Source organism: Streptococcus sp. SO2, assembly GCF_030440025.1.
Genome location: NZ_JAQFJH010000007.1, coordinates 63,916 through 85,271, shown reverse-complemented (window position 1 = coordinate 85,271; position 21,356 = coordinate 63,916). Strand labels below are relative to the sequence as shown.

The following is a 21,356-nucleotide window of genomic DNA, read 5'->3' as shown; positions in this document are numbered from 1 at the left end:
CTGGGACTTCGTTAGAGTCCTTGTGCAGTCCTGGTTTGTGCGGGAAGCTTGCGTCATAAGAAGCCTTATTCGGAATCTGTGTACGACCGTCTTCCTTCACATACGCTGACAAGTTCGCACCAGCTTTGATCTTCGCGTCGAATGTTAATTCAACTGCTTGACCGCCATTGGCTTTGACTTGTTCTTCTGTAAGCGTCAAGGTAATGGTTTTACCGTCTACCTTGATTTGGCTAGCCTCAAGCGCTTGACCATTCAATTTAGCACTTGATGTGCCGGCAAATTCAAGAACGTCTACTAATGTATCTGTGACTGCGAAGGCTGTCGCATCTTGCGCTACTGTTGTTTTCACATTGTAAGTGAAGACTTGGTCACGTTTGCCAAGAGTTTCAGCTTCTTTGCCGTTCACATCTTTCTTGATCTCTGGCTCTTCTGGTGTTGGTGGCGTTACTGGAACTTCGTTAGAATCCTTGTGGTATCTTGGATTATGATCAATATCATAAGAAGCCTTATTCGGAATCTCTGTCTTACCATCTTTATTCACATAAGCTGATAAGTTGGCATTATCTCTAATCTTAGCCTTGAAATTCACTTCAATTGACTTACCGGCATCTGCTTTTACAGAAGCTTCTGTAAAGGCAACTTTGATGACTTGACCAGAAAGTGTCACTGTCGCCTTCGATCCTGCATCCTCACCATCAAGTTTAACAGTAGCTGAAGCATTCTCACCGACAAATTCTAGAACTTCTTTCAACTCGTCTGTCATCTCAAACACAGTTGCGCTGGCAGGCATTGTTGTTTTCAAAGTATAAGTAAATTCTTCATTACGTTTTGCAAGATCATAACGTTCTGCTCCGTTTACTTCCTTCTTAAGCTCTGGAGTAGTGGTTGGTGGTGGTGTAACTGTAACTGGTTTTGATTCTTTCTTAGAATCAGGATTATCATTAATGATGTAGCTAGCAGTATTTGGTACTACCGGCTTGTCTTTTGATTCATTTGGATAAGTCGCTAAGAGTGCATCAAAGGTAATGCCTTCCTTCACCTTAGCCTTAAATGAAACTTGTACAGCTTTACCAGCATATTGTTTCACTTGCTCTTTACCAAATGTGACCGTCAAACGTTGACCTTCTGTTGTTACAGTGAGGTCTTGAACAGCTTGGCCATCAACAGTGACCGTTGCTTCTCCTTCAAATGCCAATTCTTTGACGATATCATCTGAAATGGTGAAGGTATCTGCCACATGTGGAACCGTTGAGTCAATCGTATAAGTAAAGATTTCTGATAACTTACCAAGATCTGCGTGTTCCTGACCATTCACCTTCTTCGTGATTGGTGGTGGTGTAACAGTGACCGGCTTGGTTTCTTTCTCACCTTGTTGGTCATTCTTGTTGGTGTAAGTAATCTTAGCTTTGTTCTCAATAGATGGAACAGTTGAGCCTTTCTTCACTTTGGCATGAATCACGAGCTCTACTTCTTGGTTACCGTAGTCACCCGTATTCGCAAAATCTTTCATCGTTGCAGTCACGGTTTGACCTTGAACTGTTACATCGAAGAATTTCGCTGCAGCTCCCTTGATTTCAGCTTGACCTGGAGTCAAGTTCTCATCCAAGGTATCCGTTACAACGAAGGACTTGTACGTTGTAATATCATTTGGCAATTTCGCTTTGATATTATAAGTAAAGTCGGTTTCCGCACCGATTGTTGCCTCTGTCAGTGTTTCGTTGATTTTCTTATCAACACCTGGTTCTGATGGAGGGGTTACGGTGACAGGTTTCGTTTCTTTTTCTCCGCTATGATCGTTCTTATCTGTGAAGCTGAACTTCGCAGTATTTGGAATGTTGATACGACTCACTCCATCATTGATCTTAGCCGGAATAATCAATTCCACTTCTTGACCAGCAAGAGCTGTAGCGTTCGCAAAGTCCTTCATCGTTGCAGTCACGGTTTGACCCTCAACTGTTACATCGAAGAAGGCTGCAGCTGCTCCTTTGATAACTGGTTTGCTTGAAGTTTCATTGATAACTGACAAATCTCCTTCAAGTGTATCTGTAATCACAAATTTCTTGTAATCTGTAATATCTGTTGGAAGTTTTGTCTTAATGTTGTAGTTATACGCTTGACCTGTCGCGATATCTAAGTGATCAAGAGTTTCATTGATCTTCTTCGTTACAGGAGGTGGCGTTACGGTGACAGGTTTCGATTCAACTTCTTTCTCTACATTATTCTCATTTGTAAAGGAAATAGAAGCCTTGTTTTCAATGGTTGTACCTGTCACATCATTTTTAACTTTTGCAGGAATGACTAATTCAACAGTTGAGTATTTTGCAAGTTCACCAAACTGACCATCCTTTACCGTTGCCGTAATCTCTTGGCCATTGGTGTGGATATCAAAGAGGGCCGCTGCAGAACCTTTAATACTTACGTCTCCTGCAAGTTCCAAATTAGCATCCAGTGTATCACGAATCACAAATTTCTTGTAATTGGCAACATCACTTGGTACTGCTGTTGTAATGTTGTAGTTGTATGGTTGCCCATCAAACGTTTGGAAGCTATCCAAGTTTTCATTGATTTTCTTATCAATAGTTGGTTCTTTTGGTTTTGGTGGGGTAACCGTTACTTCGTTAGAAGTTTTCTTGATATCATTCAAGGCAACATCTGCCGTATTTGGCACTTTAACCTGACCATCTTTCTTGTACTTAGAAAGGTCAGCACCGGGGCGAATCTTAGCCTTGAAGGTCAATTCAAGGTATTGAACATCTTTAGTTTTACGACGCGTTACCTTACGTGAGATTTTTTCAAGTTGAGTTTTATCAAGAGTCAGTGAAACAGTTTGACCTTCAACTTTTGTAGCAGTTTTCAACTCAGTATTATCTTTTTCACCAAGTTTTACATTCAAGCTATCTGCCTGAACTTCCAACTCTGAAACAACTGTATCCGTAAGGCTGAATGTATCTGCAATGCCTGGCCATGGAACAGTCACCTTGTACTCGAAGAGTTCTTCTTCTTTCTTAAGATCTTCATGTTCCTTATCATTGACCTTCTTTGTAACTTCTGTCTCGACTGGTGGTTTGACATAGACTGGGTTTGAGCGTCGAATTGTACTTGGTTTGTCAGCTGTTTTAGCATGGTTACTTGGATCAGGATTATTATCCTCACCATTCCACATGATATTACCCTGGTTCAGCAAACCGAAACCATCATTATCCTGAAGAAGGGCCATAAATTCTTTGCTCGCTTGATTATTGCGATATTGCTCCTTCAAGCGAACGGTAATGGTCATTTTAGCTTTTTGAAGCACTAAGTATTCATAACCATTCACACTTGGTACATCCGCAACAACAACTTCTCGGTCGTTTCCAAGATCGTCCTTTTGCTTCACAACACGTGTCAGGATAGTACCTTCTGGGCCAGACGCATGATGACCTACAACTTCCAAACGATAGTCAAGAGGGTCAGTCAACATGACGTTCTTTTCAAATTCGTAGGCTACGTTATTGAAGTTGTAATCAAGAGTATAGGTGAACTCCTCTGCCTTGTCTGACAATTGTGCAGAATAGGCTTTTTTCTTTGTCAAACCAAGCGGGTCATCAATTTCTCCCAAGTCATTTCTCTTATCTGCGTCGGTAATTTTCTTAGTGACACTTGGGTAACAGTACTCGAGCTTTTGAACTTCAACTTTTTCATTACGTCCACCGATTTTTTGAGTTTTAAACTCACCCGTCTTGAAGACACCAGTCAACTCAGGAACTGTAACTTCTTCTTTTACAGGTTTATAATCAGCTGGCGGATCAACTTCATCCTCTTCATTCGTTTCAGGAGCACGTGCTTCCTTACTCAAATCATAGTCGAAACTGTTATTACCTGGATTGAAGACACTATCGGGTACATAGATTGTGACATTGTCGCCTTCTTGATTGATTCGACCACGAATTTGTTTTGATGGGTCTGTGACTTTTTCAACAACAGTCTTGCCATTGATTCGAACAGCATCCACCTTATATCCAGGTGTAACAGTGAACTCACCTTTAATGTCTTCCTTAATTAACGCAGCTCCAACAGATTCTAGAACTCGACTTGAGAACTTATTGATATCGCTTTGTTCATTAACATAGAAGGAAACATTCTTACCATTAATATTTTTAGCTGGAGAAGCCATCCCCTCTAATGCTTCATGGAAGATATCTTGGACTGAACGGTTGTCACCGATATTAAAGTATTTTGAATAACCTTCTCTATATGTGTCATAATATTGAGCTTTAGAGTTTTCAAAGATTGATACGTCTTCCCAGAAACCTACTACTACAGTCCCTTCGGAACCAACAACATTTTTAAGTCTTGTAGATGCTTCCTTAACCTCTTCCACACGCCCTAAAACGTTTTGAGATGCTTCAGTTAGCTCATTAAAATTCCAGGCACGTGAAAGAATTTTGTTACGATAATCACTGTACTCTAGACGAACCTTACCATCCGGGTCACGTTTCCCATTAGCAACACCATCCGTAATCAAAAGGAAGATGGTCTTACGACCGTTAGCCATATTCCCTTTTATTTGATTATATTGAGCAATGACATCGTCAATAGCTGGAACGGTTGGTGTTCCTCCTGCTACCTTAATATTATCAATGAATTGATGGATATCATTTTGATCAGAAGACAAGTTGCTAGACTTGTATTTGTAATCATAATCAGCTCCCCAACCACCAACAACATCTTTACGACCTGTAAAATCATTATTGTAGTAATAGTTGTATCCATCCGCACCTTGGAAGGTTGCCATCATAACTCGGTCTGATGTATCCGGGTTATCAGTCTTAACCAAACGAGGATTATTCTCATCATAATTTTCTTCACTGACAAATGTTGTCAATGTTTTTAAGGCATTTTGGACATTAGGAATGGTGTTCCTGAACGATCCACTCGCATCCTGAAGGATAACTAAGTCGACCGGTTTACGTGGAACTGTCCACTTTGTTTGGTCCGATTTCTTTATCTTACGATAACATCCATTCTGGATAATTTCCGTATTATCTCCTACTCGAATTACCTCAGTTTCATCAGCCGCACCACGACCGAAACGTAAACTAGCTAATCCTAATGGCACAGAGAGAAACAGAATCGTAAACAGAATGGAGACCTTTTTAATGAAATCTCTCATAATTTTCTCTGAAATCCTATTGTGATTTCTTCTTCCTCCTTTTTCCCGAAATGAATGTATGTTAGTTTAGCAATTCTTGTAACTCTTTCGAGAAACTTTCAGCAGTAGTATGATTTACTAATACATTCTTTACCTGTTGCTGTTTTGTCACAAGATACATACTTGGTATGGTTTGAACCTGTAAAAGATCGGCTGCGGACTGATCTTCGTCATAATAATAGGGGAAAGTATATCCTTTTTCTTTGATATACTGATCAGCAGTTTCCTTTGTTTCTTTTCCTGGTTCGTTCATATTCAGAAGAACAAAATGAATTTGATCTCCATACTTTTCATACATCTGCTGAACAATGGGTAGTTGTTTCTGGCAATGCGGACACCAACTAGCCCATTCGACAACTAACATAGGTTTATCATACAGTTCCGAGATAGCAATCAATTTGCCATCTTGAGAGGTCATTTTAAATTCTGGAAGTTGTTGACCTTTTAAACTCAAAGCCGTATTGTTCTTATCACTAGAAGTTGATTGCGAAACTGACGATGAACCTATATCTCCATCCTTAGTGGGTCGGGTGTAATAAAGTAAACCCACCGCTAAACCTATGATGACACCCACCGCTAAAAATGGTAGCCACCACTTGTCTTTTTGCATAACATCTCCTTTCCTTTAATAGTAAAATACAACGAATAAGTCTTGAGTAGATAACATATTAATACAATCAAACAAAAAACTGCGACTCATTCATTCCAAATGATATTTTATCATTTACTATTCATTTATACAAGCAATACGTTGTCAAATAGTAAACTTTTTTAAAAGTAGAAAATCGCCATTAAATACCATCATTGTACAGTTTTTCTAATCATAAACTTGATTTCGTTTTCTGAGATTTGTCAGAATATTCCCGTTTCCGATGCATAATTGTAAGCAAGGCAAGAAATATGAATTGCCTATATTACCTATACTAAAATTTGCATCAAAATACTTTTATAACATTGCAAAAATAAAAAAGATTGTCCAATCAGACAATCTTTTTATATTCTTAATATAAGTCAAGATAATTATCAACTTCCCATTGTGACACAAAGGTTGCATAGCTAGCCCACTCGATACGCTTAGCTTCAAGGAAGCTCGTATAGATGTGTTCACCTAGGGCTGCCTTAACCACTTCATCTTCTGTCAAAGCTTTCAAGGCGTTATGAAGCGTTGATGGAAGATCGGTAATTCCAGCTTCCTTACGCTCTTCTGCTGTCATGATGTAGATGTTTTCTTCGATCGGAGCAGGAGCCTCGATTTTGTTTTCAATACCATGCAAACCAACTTCTAGTAGAACTGCCATCGCGATGTATGGGTTTGCCATTGGGTCTACTGAGCGCAACTCAAGACGAGTTCCCATACCACGTGAAGCAGGCACGCGCACAAGTGGTGAGCGGTTACGACCAGCCCAAGCAATGTAAACAGGCGCTTCATAACCTGGAACCAAACGTTTGTAGGAGTTAACCGTTGGGTTCATGATGGCAGTATAGTTGTAGGCATGCTTAATCAAACCACCAAGGAAATGGTAGGCTGTTTCAGACAACTGCATTCCTTTTGGATCATTTGGATCAAAGAAGGCATTATTTCCTTCCGAATCAAACAAGGACATATTACAGTGCATACCTGACCCAGCAATACCAAATTTTGGTTTCGCCATAAAAGTTGCATAAAGACCGTGTTTACGAGCAATGGTTTTTACTACAAGCTTAAAGATTTGAATCTTATCACAGGCACGGAGAACTTCATCATACTTGAAGTCAATTTCATGTTGACCAACCGCAACCTCGTGGTGACTTGCTTCTACTTCAAATCCCATTTTAGTCAAGACATTCACAATCTCACGACGCGTATTGTCCGCAAGGTCAGTAGGCGCCAAATCAAAATAGCCACCTTTGTCATTTACTTCAAGCGTTGGGTCCCCATTTTCATCCAACTTAAATAGGAAGAATTCTGGCTCTGGTCCAAGGTTGAAAGATTTGAATCCTACTTCCTCCATGTGACGAAGAGCACGTTTGAGGTTGCCACGAGGGTCACCTGCAAATGGTTCGCCTTCTGTTGTATAGACATCACAGATCAAACCTGCAACACTTCCATTTTCATCTCCCCAAGGGAAGACTGTCCATGTATCCAAGTCTGGGTACAAGTACATATCTGACTCATTGATACGTACAAAACCTTCAATAGAAGAGCCATCAAACATGGCTTTGTTTGACAAGACCTTATCTAACTGTTCATCTGTAGCAGGAATTTCGACGTTTTTCATGGTTCCCAGAATATCTGAAAACATGAGACGGATAAAGGTAACATTTTTTTCCTTGACTTCACGACGAATATCTGCAGCTGTGATTGGCATGGGTTTTCTCCTTAATATATATGACTACTTGCGATTGCCTAACCGCGACCAAAGGGTGACCGTACTGAAGCAAAGCGCCCTTGCTGGAGGAGTTCATTGTGGAGTGCGCGACGCACTTCCGTCTGACTCACGGCTTTCTTGGACTTCGCCTCGCGTTCAGCATATTTTTTCTTAATCGCAGCAATATTATGACCTTCAGAGATATAATCTTTGATTTCAAGTAGACGATCCATGTCATTCAAAGAATACATGCGACGGTTCCCTTCGTTTCGATCAGGCTTTATCAACTCTTGATCTTCATAATAACGAATCTGACGCGCCGAGAGATCGGTCAACTTCATAACACTGCCGATAGGAAAAACAGCCATATTTCGGCGAAATTCTCTTTCCTTCATTTACAATTTCCTTCTTCCTGTCTATTATAGTCTAAAAAAAGACATACGTCAACGAATAATGTCATAAAATGTAACATTATTTTCTTTTTTTATCCCAAAAGAGTTTCAGTTGCTCAATATCATAATTTACAAGGATTGCGACAAAAACTCCCATAAATGTTTCAAATACGCGCGCAAACACGTACAAAAATGTTTCTCCGCTTGGTATTGATAGGGTAATGATTAACATAGCCGCTACACCACCGATAACTCCTGCCTTGTTGTTCATGGCGACATTTGTCATAATGGTTAACATGGTGCAAATCGGAACAACTAGTAAGGTTACCCAAAAGGCTCCATGAAATAAAGTGTTTAAGAGGAAAAAGACAAGGGCGTAAAAACCGCCAATGCTATTTCCTAAGATACGCGAAGTTCCAAAATGGACGCTCTTATCAAAGCTCTCTCGTAGACTGAAGACCGCTGTCAATGCTCCGATTTGAAGCCCCTTCCAGCCAAAAAAACCAAAAATCAAGAGAACTATAAATACAGCAATCCCCGTTTTGAAAGTTCGCATACCAAGCTTGAACTGTGACTTATCAAATTTATATTTTTTAAAATAACTCATAATCTCAACTTTCTACTACCATTTTAACATAAATTAGTTGATTTTATGAGTGAAAATCAATAGGAAGCGTTTTTAATTTAGGGCTATAAAAAAGAGGAAACAGAGTTCCTCTTTTCTATTTAAATTCAGAGCTTAGTTACTTTCGTCTTCTTTACGTTTCAACTGACCAAGTCCTAAAACTCCTACTAAAGCTGCTAGACCAAGATATGGCATGTAGCTTGAATCATTTGTACCTGTTTGAGGTAGAGTAGGGTTACCTTTTGGATTTGGAGTAGGAGTTGTTGGCTCCCCTGGTTTCTTAGGTTCTGGCGTTGTCGTGCGAACTGTGTTTGAAGCGTAAGCAACTTTATTCACAGTATTTACATAGGTATTTTCAAAGGTTCCGACAGCAATTCGTTTCATTTGAATATAAGTCTCAGCTTGGAATGGAGAATCCAACTGAATCTCTTGAAGGAATTCTTCCTTGAAGCGAATGGTAATCATTCCCTTATCTTTATCATGTTCAACCTGTGTTTCAGCTGTTAAGTCTGTCCCTGCCTTGATAACACGACCGTCTTTCAATCGGATATCAACCTTGGCAAGAACTTTATAATTTCCAGTGTATTGATCACCTTTTTGGTCATAATCATCTACAAAACTATAGTCATTTAAGTCCTCAGAATGATTTTGTGGAATCAAACCACCAATTAAACGATAATTGAAGTACTGGTTCAACGGAATTGTTTGGCCATCGATATTGTCACTGCTTGGATCCATACTGATTGTCACATCTTTTTTAGGTGTGATTTTCGGTACATTATTGACAACTACTTCTGTAGCATAGCCATTTCCAAAATCAATTTGGTAGGCTTTGTTTTCATACTTACCACCCGTTTGACCAAATTCAGGTTTAACTGTCATCGGATCTGTGATGAGCAATGATTTTCCTGCTGCTACATAGTTCTTGTAGAATTCGGCTGGATTATCAGCTGAGAAGAGTTGGAAAGCACCTTTAACAGTGATGTTTGCTTTCTTCAACAGCTCTTGAACCTTCTTAGGCGCAGCTTCTAAACTATCATATTGTTGAACACTGATACCTGGTACAAGGTTGCCCTCTAAATCACGGATCTTAACCAATTCTGGATGAAGGGTTAAGGCTTCTTCTGGATAATCATCCACATAGTAGAAACCATTTTGAATCGCTTCTTTAGAAGATTTATCTCCCTTGTATTGGTCCAAATCCCATGTGAGTTCATAGTAGTTCGTTGAACCAGCTAGAACTTCTTTGCCATCAATATTCACACCTTGCTTGTTCTTGTTAACTTTCAAAGGCTTGATGTAGTTGTTATTTGGATTGTCAGGATCATTTGGTTTACCTGGAGTCGTTACACGAACAATGTTTGACTTGACACCATAGGCATCGTTGACTGTCAAGGTAAAGTTATTTGTATAAGTCTCCCCATCATTCAAGACACGACCAACAACCGTTGGATAAAGAGTTTCAACAGGTTTAGTTAAATCAGCATTGTATGTTGCCAATGTCTCCTCAGTAGCCTTAAAGGTTACAGTGTGACTAGCTTTGTCATAGCTTGTTTCAAAACCTTTGCTTGCAGCCTTGGTTGCTTCCAAATCAAACTGATAGCCAGTTGGAAGTGGATCTACCAATACAAATGAAGTTGTTCTTGGACGACCAGCTGTCAACGCTTCTGTTTTCAACTCAAACTTCACTACAGACTGCTTAGCAACTAGAGTACGATCGATATCTACTCCATCCTCATTTTTAATTTCTTTATTAATCTGAGGTTGTGCAAAAAGACGATTGTAATGGAAGTGAACTGTTGGCACCGCTGGTGGTGTTGGCAACTGCTTAGGAGTTGGTGCTACCGGCGGAGTTGGCAATGGATCATAATTTGGCTCTTCTGGTTTTGATGGCTCTGGTTGATCTGGAGTTTTTACCGGTGGAGTTGGCTCATTTTCATAGCTTGGTGCTACTGGAGCTGGTTCCAATGGTTTCTCTGTCTCATATGTTGGCTCTTCTGGTTTTGATGGCTCCGGTTGATCTGGAGTTTTTACCGGTGGTGTTGGCTCATTTTCGTAGCTTGGTGCTACTGGAGCTGGTTCCAATGGTTTCTCTGTCTCATATGTTGGCTCTTCTGGTTTTGATGGCTCTGGTTGATCTGGAGTTTTTACCGGTGGTGTTGGCTCATTTTCGTAGCTTGGTGCTACTGGAGCTGGTTCCAATGGTTTCTCTGTCTCATAAGTAGGAGCTTGTGGTGCAGTTGGTTCTACTGGCGGAGTTGGTTTTTCTAATGTGATGGTTGGCAAATTAGTTGCTCGAACATTTCCGTTAATCGCAAACCAAATATTTGGCTTTTTGGGAGATAATTTCTCTGCTCTACGTGGATCATTCGCTGCAGGCTGTCCCAACACTTCTGAAGACGAAATTGTTCCGATAGTCATACTATTTGAAGGACCTGAGATTTCCACTGCTCCCGCACCATACCAAGAGTTTGGTGCATCTGCATTATCCCAACCAGAATCTGGTTGACTATTCTTATACATGGTGAAGCGGGAACCACCAACTCCTTTTTTGAAGTTTTCAGATTCTGTCGCATAAATTTGGCCGTTCTTTTCACCAACTGAAGAACCCGAAATTTTGATGAAATTCCCAGTATAATCTTTAGCCATCTCGATTGAGTTTGCTTCGCGGTTAAGAGACGCTACAGACATCAAGGCCTTGTCAAAATTAATAATTTGACCATCTTCATCATAGAATTGAAACTCAGTCTTAACGAAGAGAGAGGTAGCATCTTCTGTATTACCAGTATAAGCCGAAGCGAAAACCCCCATCGTTGGGTCTTTAAAAATTCCCAACCAAGCCTTATCATTGCGGAACTTGGAACTAGGATCAAGAGTATAAGTATAGACGATTTTAGAAACTTTTTTCCCTTGATAGTAAGTCCCCTGAAGATTCGTATAAGTTGCTGTTGCAGACTGACCTCGTTTCAGCAGGACTGAAGACCATTCAGTTGGTCCCTTACCACTTGTTACATTTGAATTGTACTCAGAATACTTACCGACTGTACCAAAGCTTTCCTGTTTGTTTGTCTGGTAGTTAGCATTTTGAATGTCTGTTACTTTAAAGTTATCCAACTGGAAGAGTTTATTGGCAAATTCTGCAGTATTCTTCACAGCTGCTTCCATGCCAGTATAGCTAACAAATTCACCAGTTGTAGTCAATGAAAGTTCAGCATTAGGCTCCGATTTGAAAATCAAACTTTGAGCACTTGGGCGACTCAAGTTTCCATCTTCATTCTTCTTTGATTCTGCTAAAGCCATAGCTGCCTTAATTTTAGCCTGCTCATCTTTATAAGCCTGCAACTTAGCCGGATACTCAGCCAACTCTTTCTTATATTTGGCAAGATCTGCTTCATACTGCTTCATCGCCGCTTCATAAGTTGCTTTTGCAGTTTCATTACGTTGTTTAATCGCTTCATTTTCAGCTTGAAGCGCTGCATTTTTTACCTTGTTGTCTTCAACAGCCTTCTCATAAGCTGCTTTAGCATCAGCATTTGCCTTTTGAACGCGAGCTAGTTCTGTCTGATAAGCCGCTAACTTAGTTTGATAGTCTGTTTCGTTAGCTGCATTCGCTTGTTTGACTGCTGCCAAGTCTTTTTCGTATTGTGCTATTTTAGCCTCATAAGTTGCCTTGGCTGTTTCATTTCGTTGCTTAATCGCTTCATTTTCAGCTTGGATAGCATTGTTTTTAGCTGTGTTTTCTTCAACAGCCTTCTCATAAGCAGCTTTAGCATCAGAATTAGCCTTTTGAACACGTGCCAATTCTGTTTGATAAGCTGCTAATTTAGCTTGATAATCAGCATCATTATCCTCTTTAGCTTTCTTAATAGCTGCAAGATCTGCTTCATACTGCTTCATCGCGGCTTCATAATTCGCTTTGGCAGTTTCATTACGTTGCTTAATCGCTTCATTTTCAGCTTTAAGCGCTTCGTTTTTCGCAGTGTTTTCTTTTACTGCTTTATCATAAGCCTCTTTAGCTTCAGCATTAGCTTTTTGTACTCGAGCTAATTCTGTCTGGTAAGCTGAAAGTTTATTTTGATAATCCTGTTGACTATCTTCATTTGCTTTTTTGACAGTTGCTAAATCTTTTTGATATTGTGCTAGCTTAGCCTCATATTCTGCTTTAGCTGTTGCATTGGCAGTGTTGATTTTTTCAACTTCTTCTTGATGACTTTTTAGATCTTTTTGATACTTGTCATCCGCTGCTTTGTTTTCAGCATTGATTTTATCTGTTTCAGCCTGATGAGCTGAAACATCTTTTTTATACGCTTCAGTTGTTTTCTTTACTTCTTCAGCCTGTTTAGCATAGTCGCTTTTAATCTCATCTTGTTTTTGAGCATTCTCTGTAGCAGTTGTGGCTGTTCCTTTGTCTTTTGTTTCATCTTGAACTACCTTAACTCCTGCAGATTTTGCATCAGCAACTGCTTTATCCAAATCAGCTGATGATACTTCTACTGGCAAAGCTGAGTCTTTAGAACCAGCCTTAGCTTGGCTTGCTTTGGCAACTTGGCTCATTTCACCCTGAGCTTCAGGTAGATTTGTGGCTGGGTTCCCTGTAGTAGCTACCTCAACTGTACTTGTACTAGTTGTCTCTGTAACTTCATCAGCAAATACTGCTTTGTCTGCAAAAGCAATCAAAGCAGTTCCTAAAACAGCACCACACAACGTTTTCGCAACTTTGCTTTTACGAAATCCATAGACTTCTTTTTTATTTTTCATTATAATCCTTTTCCTTATCTAAATTTAGTCGTTACTTTTTATACTAGCACTTTACAAGGCAGGATGCAAATATTTACTCTTTTTTTATTTATAGAAAAATTCCACCTATTTATAAATTAAATTAAAAAGAAGATGGTCACACCATCTTCCTTTAGTTAAACTATTTATTTTTCAGTCAAAGCTGCAAGTCCTGGCAATACTTTACCTTCAAGGAGTTCCATTGATGCTCCACCACCAGTAGAGATCCATGAGAACTTGTCTGCACGGCCAAGGTTGATGGCTGCAGCAGCTGAGTCACCACCACCGATGATTGATTTCACGCCTGGTTGTTTCACGATAGCGTCCATTACACCGATTGTACCAGCTTGGAAGTCTGGGTTTTCAAATACACCCATTGGTCCGTTCCAAACAACTGTTTTGGCACCAGTCAAAGCTTCGTCAAATTTAGCGATAGATTTTGGACCGATGTCAAGACCAAGGAAACCTGGGTCAACTGCTTCACCTTCAGTATCTTTCACTTCAGTGTAGTCAGCAAATGCGTTTGCTTCTTTTGAGTCAACTGGCAAGATCAATTTGCCGTTTGCTTTTTCAAGAAGAGCTTTAGCGACATCCAATTTGTCTTCTTCAACAAGTGAGTTACCGATTTCGATACCTTGTGCTTTGTAGAATGTGTAAGTCATCCCACCACCGATAAGGACTTTATCAGCTTTTTCAAGCAAGTTTTCGATAACACCGATCTTGTCTGAAACTTTTGAACCACCAAGGATAGCCACGAATGGACGTTCTGGAGCTTCAACTGCTTCTTGGATGTAGGCAATCTCGTTTTCAAGAAGGAAACCAGCAACTGCTTTTTCAACGTTTGCTGAGATACCAACGTTAGATGCGTGTGCACGGTGAGCTGTACCGAATGCATCGTTTACGAAGATACCATCTCCAAGTGATGCCCAGTATTTACCAAGTTCAGGATCGTTTTTAGATTCTTTCTTGCCGTCAACATCTTCGTAACGAGTGTTTTCAACCAAGAGAACTTGTCCATCTTCAAGAGCGTTAATCGCAGCTTCCAATTCAGCACCACGAGTGACACCTGGAAGGAAAGCAACGTCTTGACCCAATTTAGCTGCCAAGTCAGCAGCTACAGGAGCAAGTGATTTACCAGCTTTGTCTGCTTCTTCTTTTACACGGCCAAGGTGAGAGAAGAGGATAGCACGTCCACCTTGTTCAAGGATGTACTTGATAGTTGGAAGAGCTGCAGTGATACGGTTGTCGTTGGTAATCACGCCATCTTTTACAGGTACGTTGAAGTCAACACGAACGAGAACTTTTTTCCCTTTCAATTCAACGTCTTTAACAGTCAATTTTGCCATTAGATATGACTCCTTCTTTTTTTATACGTGTTAATTATATCACAAAATCCGCAAAAGAGATAGAAAAACCCTAAACTTTTCTTGTTCTTTCTTCTATCTATTAACCTAAAAACCTAGGATTGCAGTGCGGGAAATAGTAATCTTCACATAATTCGGTTGGAATAATTTAGGTGAATTTCTTGATTGATCTGCCTAATTACTTCTATACCATTCTTTTTCTAAGATTTTAATCCTTAATATTCTAAACTCTACAGTCCTTCTTTTTGAATTGCTAGGTTTCTTATTATACAATATAACTAAAATAGTTTCTTTAGTTTGTGCTATTTGAGATTAAAAGAAGGGGAATTGCTACCATGAAATTAGAAAGACTAATCTATATTTTACTGTCTCTTTTAAATAAGAAGAGAATAACAGCTAAAGAGATTGCAGAGAGGTTTGAAATATCTACTCGAACTGTATATAGGGACATGGATACACTCAGTTTAGCGGGAATCCCAATCTATTCGGAACGTGGAGATAAGGGAGGTTTCTATATACCAAGCGACTATAAGATAGACAGAAACTTTTTCACTGAGGAAGAGAGACAGTTTATCATTAATATGAGCCAAAATGTTAGTAAAATCGTTGGTCATTCAAGTCTTGACAGTATCGAACATAAGCTGTCTTCTCAAGAAATTACAAGAGCAAACAGTCCTTTTTACTTTGATCTCAGTTCCTGGACTCTTAATACAAATTATTTACTAGAAATTGAGGAAGCGATACAAACTGAACAGATGATTTCTTTTTCTTACTATTCGAAAAAACAAGAGAAAAGTCAGCGAACAATTATCCCATACAGATTGATCTATAAACTGAATGCTTGGTATGTTATCGGTTACTGCTTAGAAAAATTAGATTTTCGTATTTTTAAATTAACTCGAATTCGTGAACTAGAACTAGTGGAGATAAAAGATAAACCATTCGATTATCCACGTTTATCTCAAGAAAAGTTAGAGCTTTTTTTAAATCCCCCAAAACATAAAGTGGAGGGGCAAAGAGAAGAAATCGAACTAGTTTTTACAAGATTTGCACTCCCAAAAATCTACGATCACTTCACGGAAGAAGAAATCAGAGTCGAGGACGAAATAATAAAAGTTCAGGCATTCAGAGCTTTAACTCCTGCATTTTTTGATTTACTCTTAAGCTTTGGTTATCAAGTAAAGGTCGTATCTCCAAGTCACTTACAAAATCTACTGGTCAGTACTCTCAAAAAAAATCTTCAGCAATATGACAACCTGTAGTCATATTGCCTTTTGTATACTCTTAAGTGGGCAAAATATTTCATGATATTCATCATAGCCCAATTATTTTACAGGAGGTTCCAAATGGATACAAAAACACTTGCAGAAAGCTATTTTACGGCAGTAAATGAGGGAGGCTGGGAAGATTTCGTAGCTGAAAACTTTGATTATGGCATGTGCGATAGTATAGAAATTCGACAAGGACGTGATATTTATTTGCAAGGCGCAGGCCAATTCTATGCTTTGAGCCAGCATCTTGAAGTGAAGCAATTACTTGTTGATGGTCGAACAGTCTCAGCTTTAAATCGCTACCGTCTACATTCTCCTCAAGGAAAAGAACTCGAACTGGATGTCGCAGAATTTCTGAAATTCGATGAGTTTGATAAATTAGTTGCATCCAATATTTATTTCGACACCTATCGTTTTCAAAAATTTATCCAAGGAATTGAATAACAAAAATCTAGCTTCAAATTTACTCTTCAATTTCAAAACTAAAAACAAGATCTGACTAATCTACAGTCAAACCTTGTTTTTTATTTTTATGAGAAAATCCAAGATTCGTAAATCTGATTAGTTTTCTCTCCCCTTTCTAGAGAGCAAGCCGTAGCCACTCATTACTCCGAGGAGTCCCAGCGCTACTAGACTAGCATCTCTTGTCGCTCCCGTATTTGGGAGCTCTCTGCTTGTTTCTTCAACTTTTGCTGGTGCTGCTGAAAGAGCTTGATCCCTTGTTTGTGAGACCTGCTCTTCTTTCGTTCCTACTTCAACAATTTCTGGGATTGATTCCTTGAGAACCTCAGTAGAATGAAGGGTGCGTTTGCCCTGAGCATCAACTTCTACAAAGCGACGAACATGGCCTTCAACTCCTACTTGTACTAGCTGACGTTGGCCTTTGAGAAGGGCTGCATTTGGTCGTTCTTGACGTTTGAAGGAAACTGTCCCCTCTTCAACTTCCAGTTTCGGAGTTTCTAGAACTAAATCTTTCACACCTTCAGCTGGTTGGTTGCTCGATAGAACTTTTGTACCAACTTCGGTAATTTCTGGGATTGATTCCTTGACTACCTCAGTCGAACGAAGAGTGCGTTTGCCTTGGGTATCTACTTCTACAAAACGACGAACGTGGCCTTCCGCTCCTGCTTGAACTAGCTGGCGTTGTCCTTTGAGAAGCTCGGCGTTTGGTCTCTCCTGACGTTCAAAGGCTGTTGTTTCAGTTTCAATAACTAGTTCAGGGAGGGCCTCAACCGTTGGAGCCACTTCATTTGGATCCATACTTCCAACATGGTGACTTTCTTCTGCAGGAGCTAGTTTCTTATTTAGCTTTTCTTTCATTTCCGCAAAAGCTTGTGGAGTTGGCATCTCTGAAGCCAACAAAGTTTCTGCTTGGGCAATCAACTCAGCTTGAGAATCTTTTTCACGAAGGGATTCGAGCAAACCTTCCAATTCTTCTCTAGCAGTCTGATAACGTTGATTTCCATCTAGGTCTGTCCCTGCTTGTTTCAACTCATTCAAAGCCCGGTTGACTTCTTCTTGACTAGCATTGTGGTTTTCTGCTACAGCTTTCGCTGCATTGAGCTTCTCTACTAGTGCTGCTTGTTTGTCCTCACTTGAGAAGGTATAGGCAAGGGTTGACTGGCGACCTTGGGCAGCAGTGATTTCTTGTTTGAGGTATTCATCGTTGACAGCTGCTTTTGGAGAAACCAAGACATCAAACTCAGCTGTGTGTCCCTTGTAATGCAAGGTCAAGGTCTGACGACCAGTCTTTTGAGCATCGTAGCCCGTAATTTCAACACCTTGATCTGTGAAGGCATGACTTTCTTCTGTCTCATTATCATAGAGAACGCCGAAGCGCCCTTCTGCAAGATCCAGTTGCTCTCCTACTAGATAGTCCGTTTTCGGTTTCTGAGCAATGTACAGACCTGCTACTTCCTTTGGTTTTCCTTCATCTTGACCAGTCACTTGTACCTTCAAATCACCGCTTACTGGAAGTCCAAGATAGCTAACTGTGAGCTTTTGTTCCCCTTTTTGATGAGCGTCGTAGCCAGATACTGTCACACCTGAGTGAGTAAGGTTAATCAGCTCATCAGCTTGTCCCCCTTCGTACTGAACACGGAGGGTTCCGCCTCTGAGGTCAAGTTTTTCTCCCTCTTTGTAAACTGTCTTCTTAGGCCCTTTTTCAAGGCTAACTGCAGCAATTTTTCTTTCATCCTGCGGAATCGCTACTGCCAATGTGTTACTGATTTCTTTACCAGGTAGTTGGGTACGATAGTAGAGGAGAGTTGGTTGCTTGTCAAAGCCCAATGGTGCTGTTGCCAAGTCGCCTCCAGTTTCAGACTTCAAGGTTGCAATCGGTGTTTGTGAATCTGCCTTGTCGTAAACGGTGATAGTTGCACCCGCTGGAACATCAGAGAAGCCTAGTTGAACTTGATGGTTTCCAAGTGAACGGGCAGCTACCTTAGTCATTGGAATATTTTGACTTTCTGTATCTAGTGTTTCGTACATCTTCCAGTTGTAGATACGAATGGCTTTCCAAGGTGTTCCGTTATCTGAAGTGATAACTTTTAGGCGCCAGTCTTGAGCTGTGATTGGTTTGTCAAGAGTGATATCCGTAACGTGCGCTCTATTGCCACGGACTTCCTTAGCTAACTTCCATTCACCATCTGCATCTTTATAATAAAGGTCAAAATCTTTGGTGTTCATCAAACCGTCGTTTACGGATTCTCCACCAGCTCCCGCATGATCCATGACCCATCTAACAACACGGCGTGGCTTGGTCAAGCGAATATCCACACTACCGCTCAACTGAGCTGAAGACCACTTATCTGACAAGCTAGTAATGGTACCGTTCAACATACCTTCAATGCCTTCTCCACCTTCAGTATTTGGGAAAGTGCTACCAATAACCGTTGCCCCTGGAACAATATTTTCAGCCAAAGGTCTTGGGAGAGTTGTATCCTGAACTGTCATCCCCCAGTTAAAGGATGCCGTCGCCGCTTCAGAACGGAGGCCATTTTTACCAACTGCAACGACTTTCAGTTCCTGAGTCGTACCAGTCGCATTAGCAGAACGGCTAACTTTTGGCAAGTAGATGGTTGAAGCAGATGATCCTGTCAACAAACGCCAGTTATCTCCATCTTTTTCGTAGACTTCATAGAAATCTGCATCTTGGTTACCCGCAAACTGGACCACTGCTTCAGCTTCTTGGGCATTTTTAAGAGATTGTTTCACCACAGATAGCCCCGTCGGCGCTTGTGGTGCTTGGTGATTGTCCGAAATTGTTAATTGTCCTAGGTTGAACTGATAATCTTTTACAGCCCCTTCATGTTCGAAGAAGAGTTTGACTGCATAGATGGTTTTACCTGCTAGTGAGCTAAGGTCAAATTCTTCATTCTTCCAGTTATCAGAAAGTGTTAGCTCTTTCCATGCGGCTGCATTCTCAAATTTGTAGTCTGGTGTTGTAGAGAAAGCCATATAAACTTTAGAGCCTTTTCCTCCCTTGTGGGCAACACGAAGTTTGGTTTTCTCAGTTACTTCTAGTTTGGTAGAATACAAATTCACATCCTGGTTCGTCTTACCAGCTACATCACCTGAGAATTTAAGGGAGTTCCCTCCATTGTAGGCATCTGTAAAGTCATATTCTGCACGAAGTTTATCCCCCGTTGAAGTCTGCCACCAACGCCATGTTGGCAAGACTCCTGAAACAGAACGGTAGTTCCACTCAGAATCCTTAGAAACTTTGCCGTCTACAAACCACTTTCTACCATGACCTGTATTAAAAGAGGTAGTGAAGGTGCGTCCCACTGCTGGAGTGCGGTCCGCAACTAAATTGGCAATTCCATACCACTCTTTATCTCCTGGTTTTTGAGCCGTTGGATCTCCTTGGTAACCTGTAAAGAAGATGTCCTCGTTCTTGTGGTAGTCTTCGCCTGTTTTTCCTAGACTGGTAATCGTATCTGGCGCAAAAAGTCCAAGAGACAAGCGCAACTTGCCATTTTCATCTAAAAGAGCATCCCAGTTGACTTTGGTTTTATAAGAACCACCTTGTTGCAATTCCAAGCCTGCAAAGACATCATACTGGCTACGCTCTAGCCATTTAGCCATCTCTACAGAGTGGTCATTTTTTTCCTTGTTCCAGTTGAAGTTAGCAAAGAATTGATCTGCAGGGACCTTGTCACCTTCCTTTTGCATGAATTGGTAGTTGTAATCGCCTAGACCATCTTCGTGGTAACGGCCGTATTTGTAGGTCATAGCATCGTACCAAGCATACTTGATTGGGTGGTTGACCTTAGCCGCGTATTCTTTTGTATAGAGCATGAATTGGCGCATTTTTTCACCAAGAGGTGCTACCAATTCCCCCGTTGTTTCTTGGTTGATGAAATAGCCATCAAAGCCATAGTACTTAGCGAGATCAACAAGTTTTCTTGCGATAGGGAAGGTACCATCTGCATCTTGTTTCAAGGCAGCGGCAAATTTCTCTTGGTCGGCAATGCTGTTTGACCAGTTGAAAAAGAGGGTTCCATAAACGGGAACTCCGTTGCGGTGCCCGGCATCAATGACATCTGGAGTAGGGACTAGACCTTCCCAGAAGACCATTGAATCTAAGTATTGCCAGTAGTCAAAAGCATAGGCCTTGAATTCTTCTCCACCAACAGAAGCGTGGTCTTTAGCTTTCGAGTTGGTATTTGCTAGAGCTTGAACCTTGGCTCTTCTGCTTGCTTTTTCATTGACCAACTGACCTCTATGGCGCTTAGCGAGTTCAACTGATGAACGGTTAATGGGATCATCCTCACGCGCACCCGGTTCCCATTTCAACAAATCTTCCCATGTATCAAATTTGATTTCTTTTGGTCGGAGACTCTTTTCTTCATTTTTAGGAACGTCTGCTAGAGTCGGTTTGTCGGCTTTATTGTCAACCACTTGAGGAGCTTCCTCTGGTTTAGCTTCTTCTTTATCAGTTGGTTGAGCAGGTTTGTCAGCTTTATCTGTCGAAGCTGGCTTTGCCTCTTCTTTTTCATTGACCAAATCAGTTATTGCTGGAGTGTTTTCTGAAATTGGTTGCTCTGCTACTTTGTTTTCAGTTTCCTCTAATTGTTTTTCGATAGCTGCAGTGTCTGGATTAGCGGTTTCACTCGCACTTGTAGCTTGGGCGCTCGTATTTGCAGCTGTTTCAGGAACACCAACCTGTTCCGCAAGAGCTGGGCTCGCAAATAAAGCTGAACCAATCATCAAGGAACAAGCCCCGATTGACAGCTTACGAATACTGTAACGGCAACGTTTTTCAAAAAATAGATTTTTCATCTTATCCTCCTAATAAAATATAAAGTAAGCGCTTCACTTTTTGATAAAAAGTAACTGTTCTCAGTGTACACCACCAGAACAGGATCATCTTCATTTTATCCTA

General features: G+C 40.6%; 9 protein-coding genes and 1 pseudogene. 2 read left to right on the top strand and 8 right to left on the bottom strand.

Annotation, left to right across the window (positions count from 1 at the left end; all coding sequences use genetic code 11):
* The 7 genes and pseudogenes from padA to pgk form a co-directional block, all read right to left on the bottom strand.
* A pseudogene (gene padA / locus PCY17_RS07660) lies at positions 1-5,152 on the bottom strand (LPXTG-anchored isopeptide-forming adhesin PadA); the annotation flags it as partial.
* A 61-nt stretch (positions 5,153-5,213) separates the two neighbouring features.
* Positions 5,214-5,801, bottom strand: coding sequence for a TlpA disulfide reductase family protein (locus tag PCY17_RS07655; protein ID WP_301392455.1), 588 nt, complete (start codon positions 5,799-5,801; stop codon positions 5,214-5,216).
* A 391-nt stretch (positions 5,802-6,192) separates the two neighbouring features.
* Positions 6,193-7,539 carry a type I glutamate--ammonia ligase gene (glnA, locus tag PCY17_RS07650; RefSeq protein ID WP_301392454.1) on the bottom strand — a complete coding sequence of 449 codons (1,347 nt, stop codon included), beginning with the start codon at positions 7,537-7,539 and terminating at the stop codon, positions 6,193-6,195.
* A gap of 38 nt (positions 7,540-7,577) precedes the next feature.
* Positions 7,578-7,934, bottom strand: a complete 357-nt coding sequence (gene glnR, locus PCY17_RS07645) for a transcriptional repressor GlnR (RefSeq protein ID WP_000664333.1) — start codon at positions 7,932-7,934, stop codon at positions 7,578-7,580.
* A 76-nt stretch (positions 7,935-8,010) separates the two neighbouring features.
* Positions 8,011-8,538, bottom strand: coding sequence for an aromatic acid exporter family protein (locus tag PCY17_RS07640; RefSeq protein WP_049489973.1), 528 nt, complete (start codon positions 8,536-8,538; stop codon positions 8,011-8,013).
* Positions 8,539-8,670: 132 nt separating this feature from the next.
* Entirely contained in the window at positions 8,671-13,314 is a 4,644-nt protein-coding gene (locus tag PCY17_RS07635) for an antigen I/II family LPXTG-anchored adhesin (RefSeq protein WP_301392453.1), read from the bottom strand.
* A gap of 164 nt (positions 13,315-13,478) precedes the next feature.
* Positions 13,479-14,678, bottom strand: coding sequence for a phosphoglycerate kinase (pgk, locus tag PCY17_RS07630; RefSeq protein ID WP_001096778.1), 1,200 nt, complete (start codon positions 14,676-14,678; stop codon positions 13,479-13,481).
* Positions 14,679-15,031: 353 nt separating this feature from the next.
* On the opposite strand from pgk, the gene PCY17_RS07625 reads away from it, so the two are divergent.
* Together PCY17_RS07625 and PCY17_RS07620 are read left to right on the top strand one after the other, a co-directional pair.
* Entirely contained in the window at positions 15,032-15,958 is a 927-nt protein-coding gene (locus PCY17_RS07625) for a YafY family protein (RefSeq protein ID WP_301392452.1), read from the top strand.
* Positions 15,959-16,042: 84 nt separating this feature from the next.
* Positions 16,043-16,411 (top strand): hypothetical protein, encoded by a 369-nt coding sequence (locus tag PCY17_RS07620; RefSeq protein ID WP_025168475.1) that lies wholly within the window; start codon positions 16,043-16,045, stop codon positions 16,409-16,411.
* Positions 16,412-16,528: 117 nt separating this feature from the next.
* Here the strand turns inward: PCY17_RS07620 and PCY17_RS07615 are convergent, their stop codons facing one another.
* Complete coding sequence (locus tag PCY17_RS07615; RefSeq protein WP_301392451.1) at positions 16,529-21,253, bottom strand: bacterial Ig-like domain-containing protein; 4,725 nt, start codon at positions 21,251-21,253, stop codon at positions 16,529-16,531.
* Positions 21,254-21,356 lie beyond the last annotated feature (103 nt).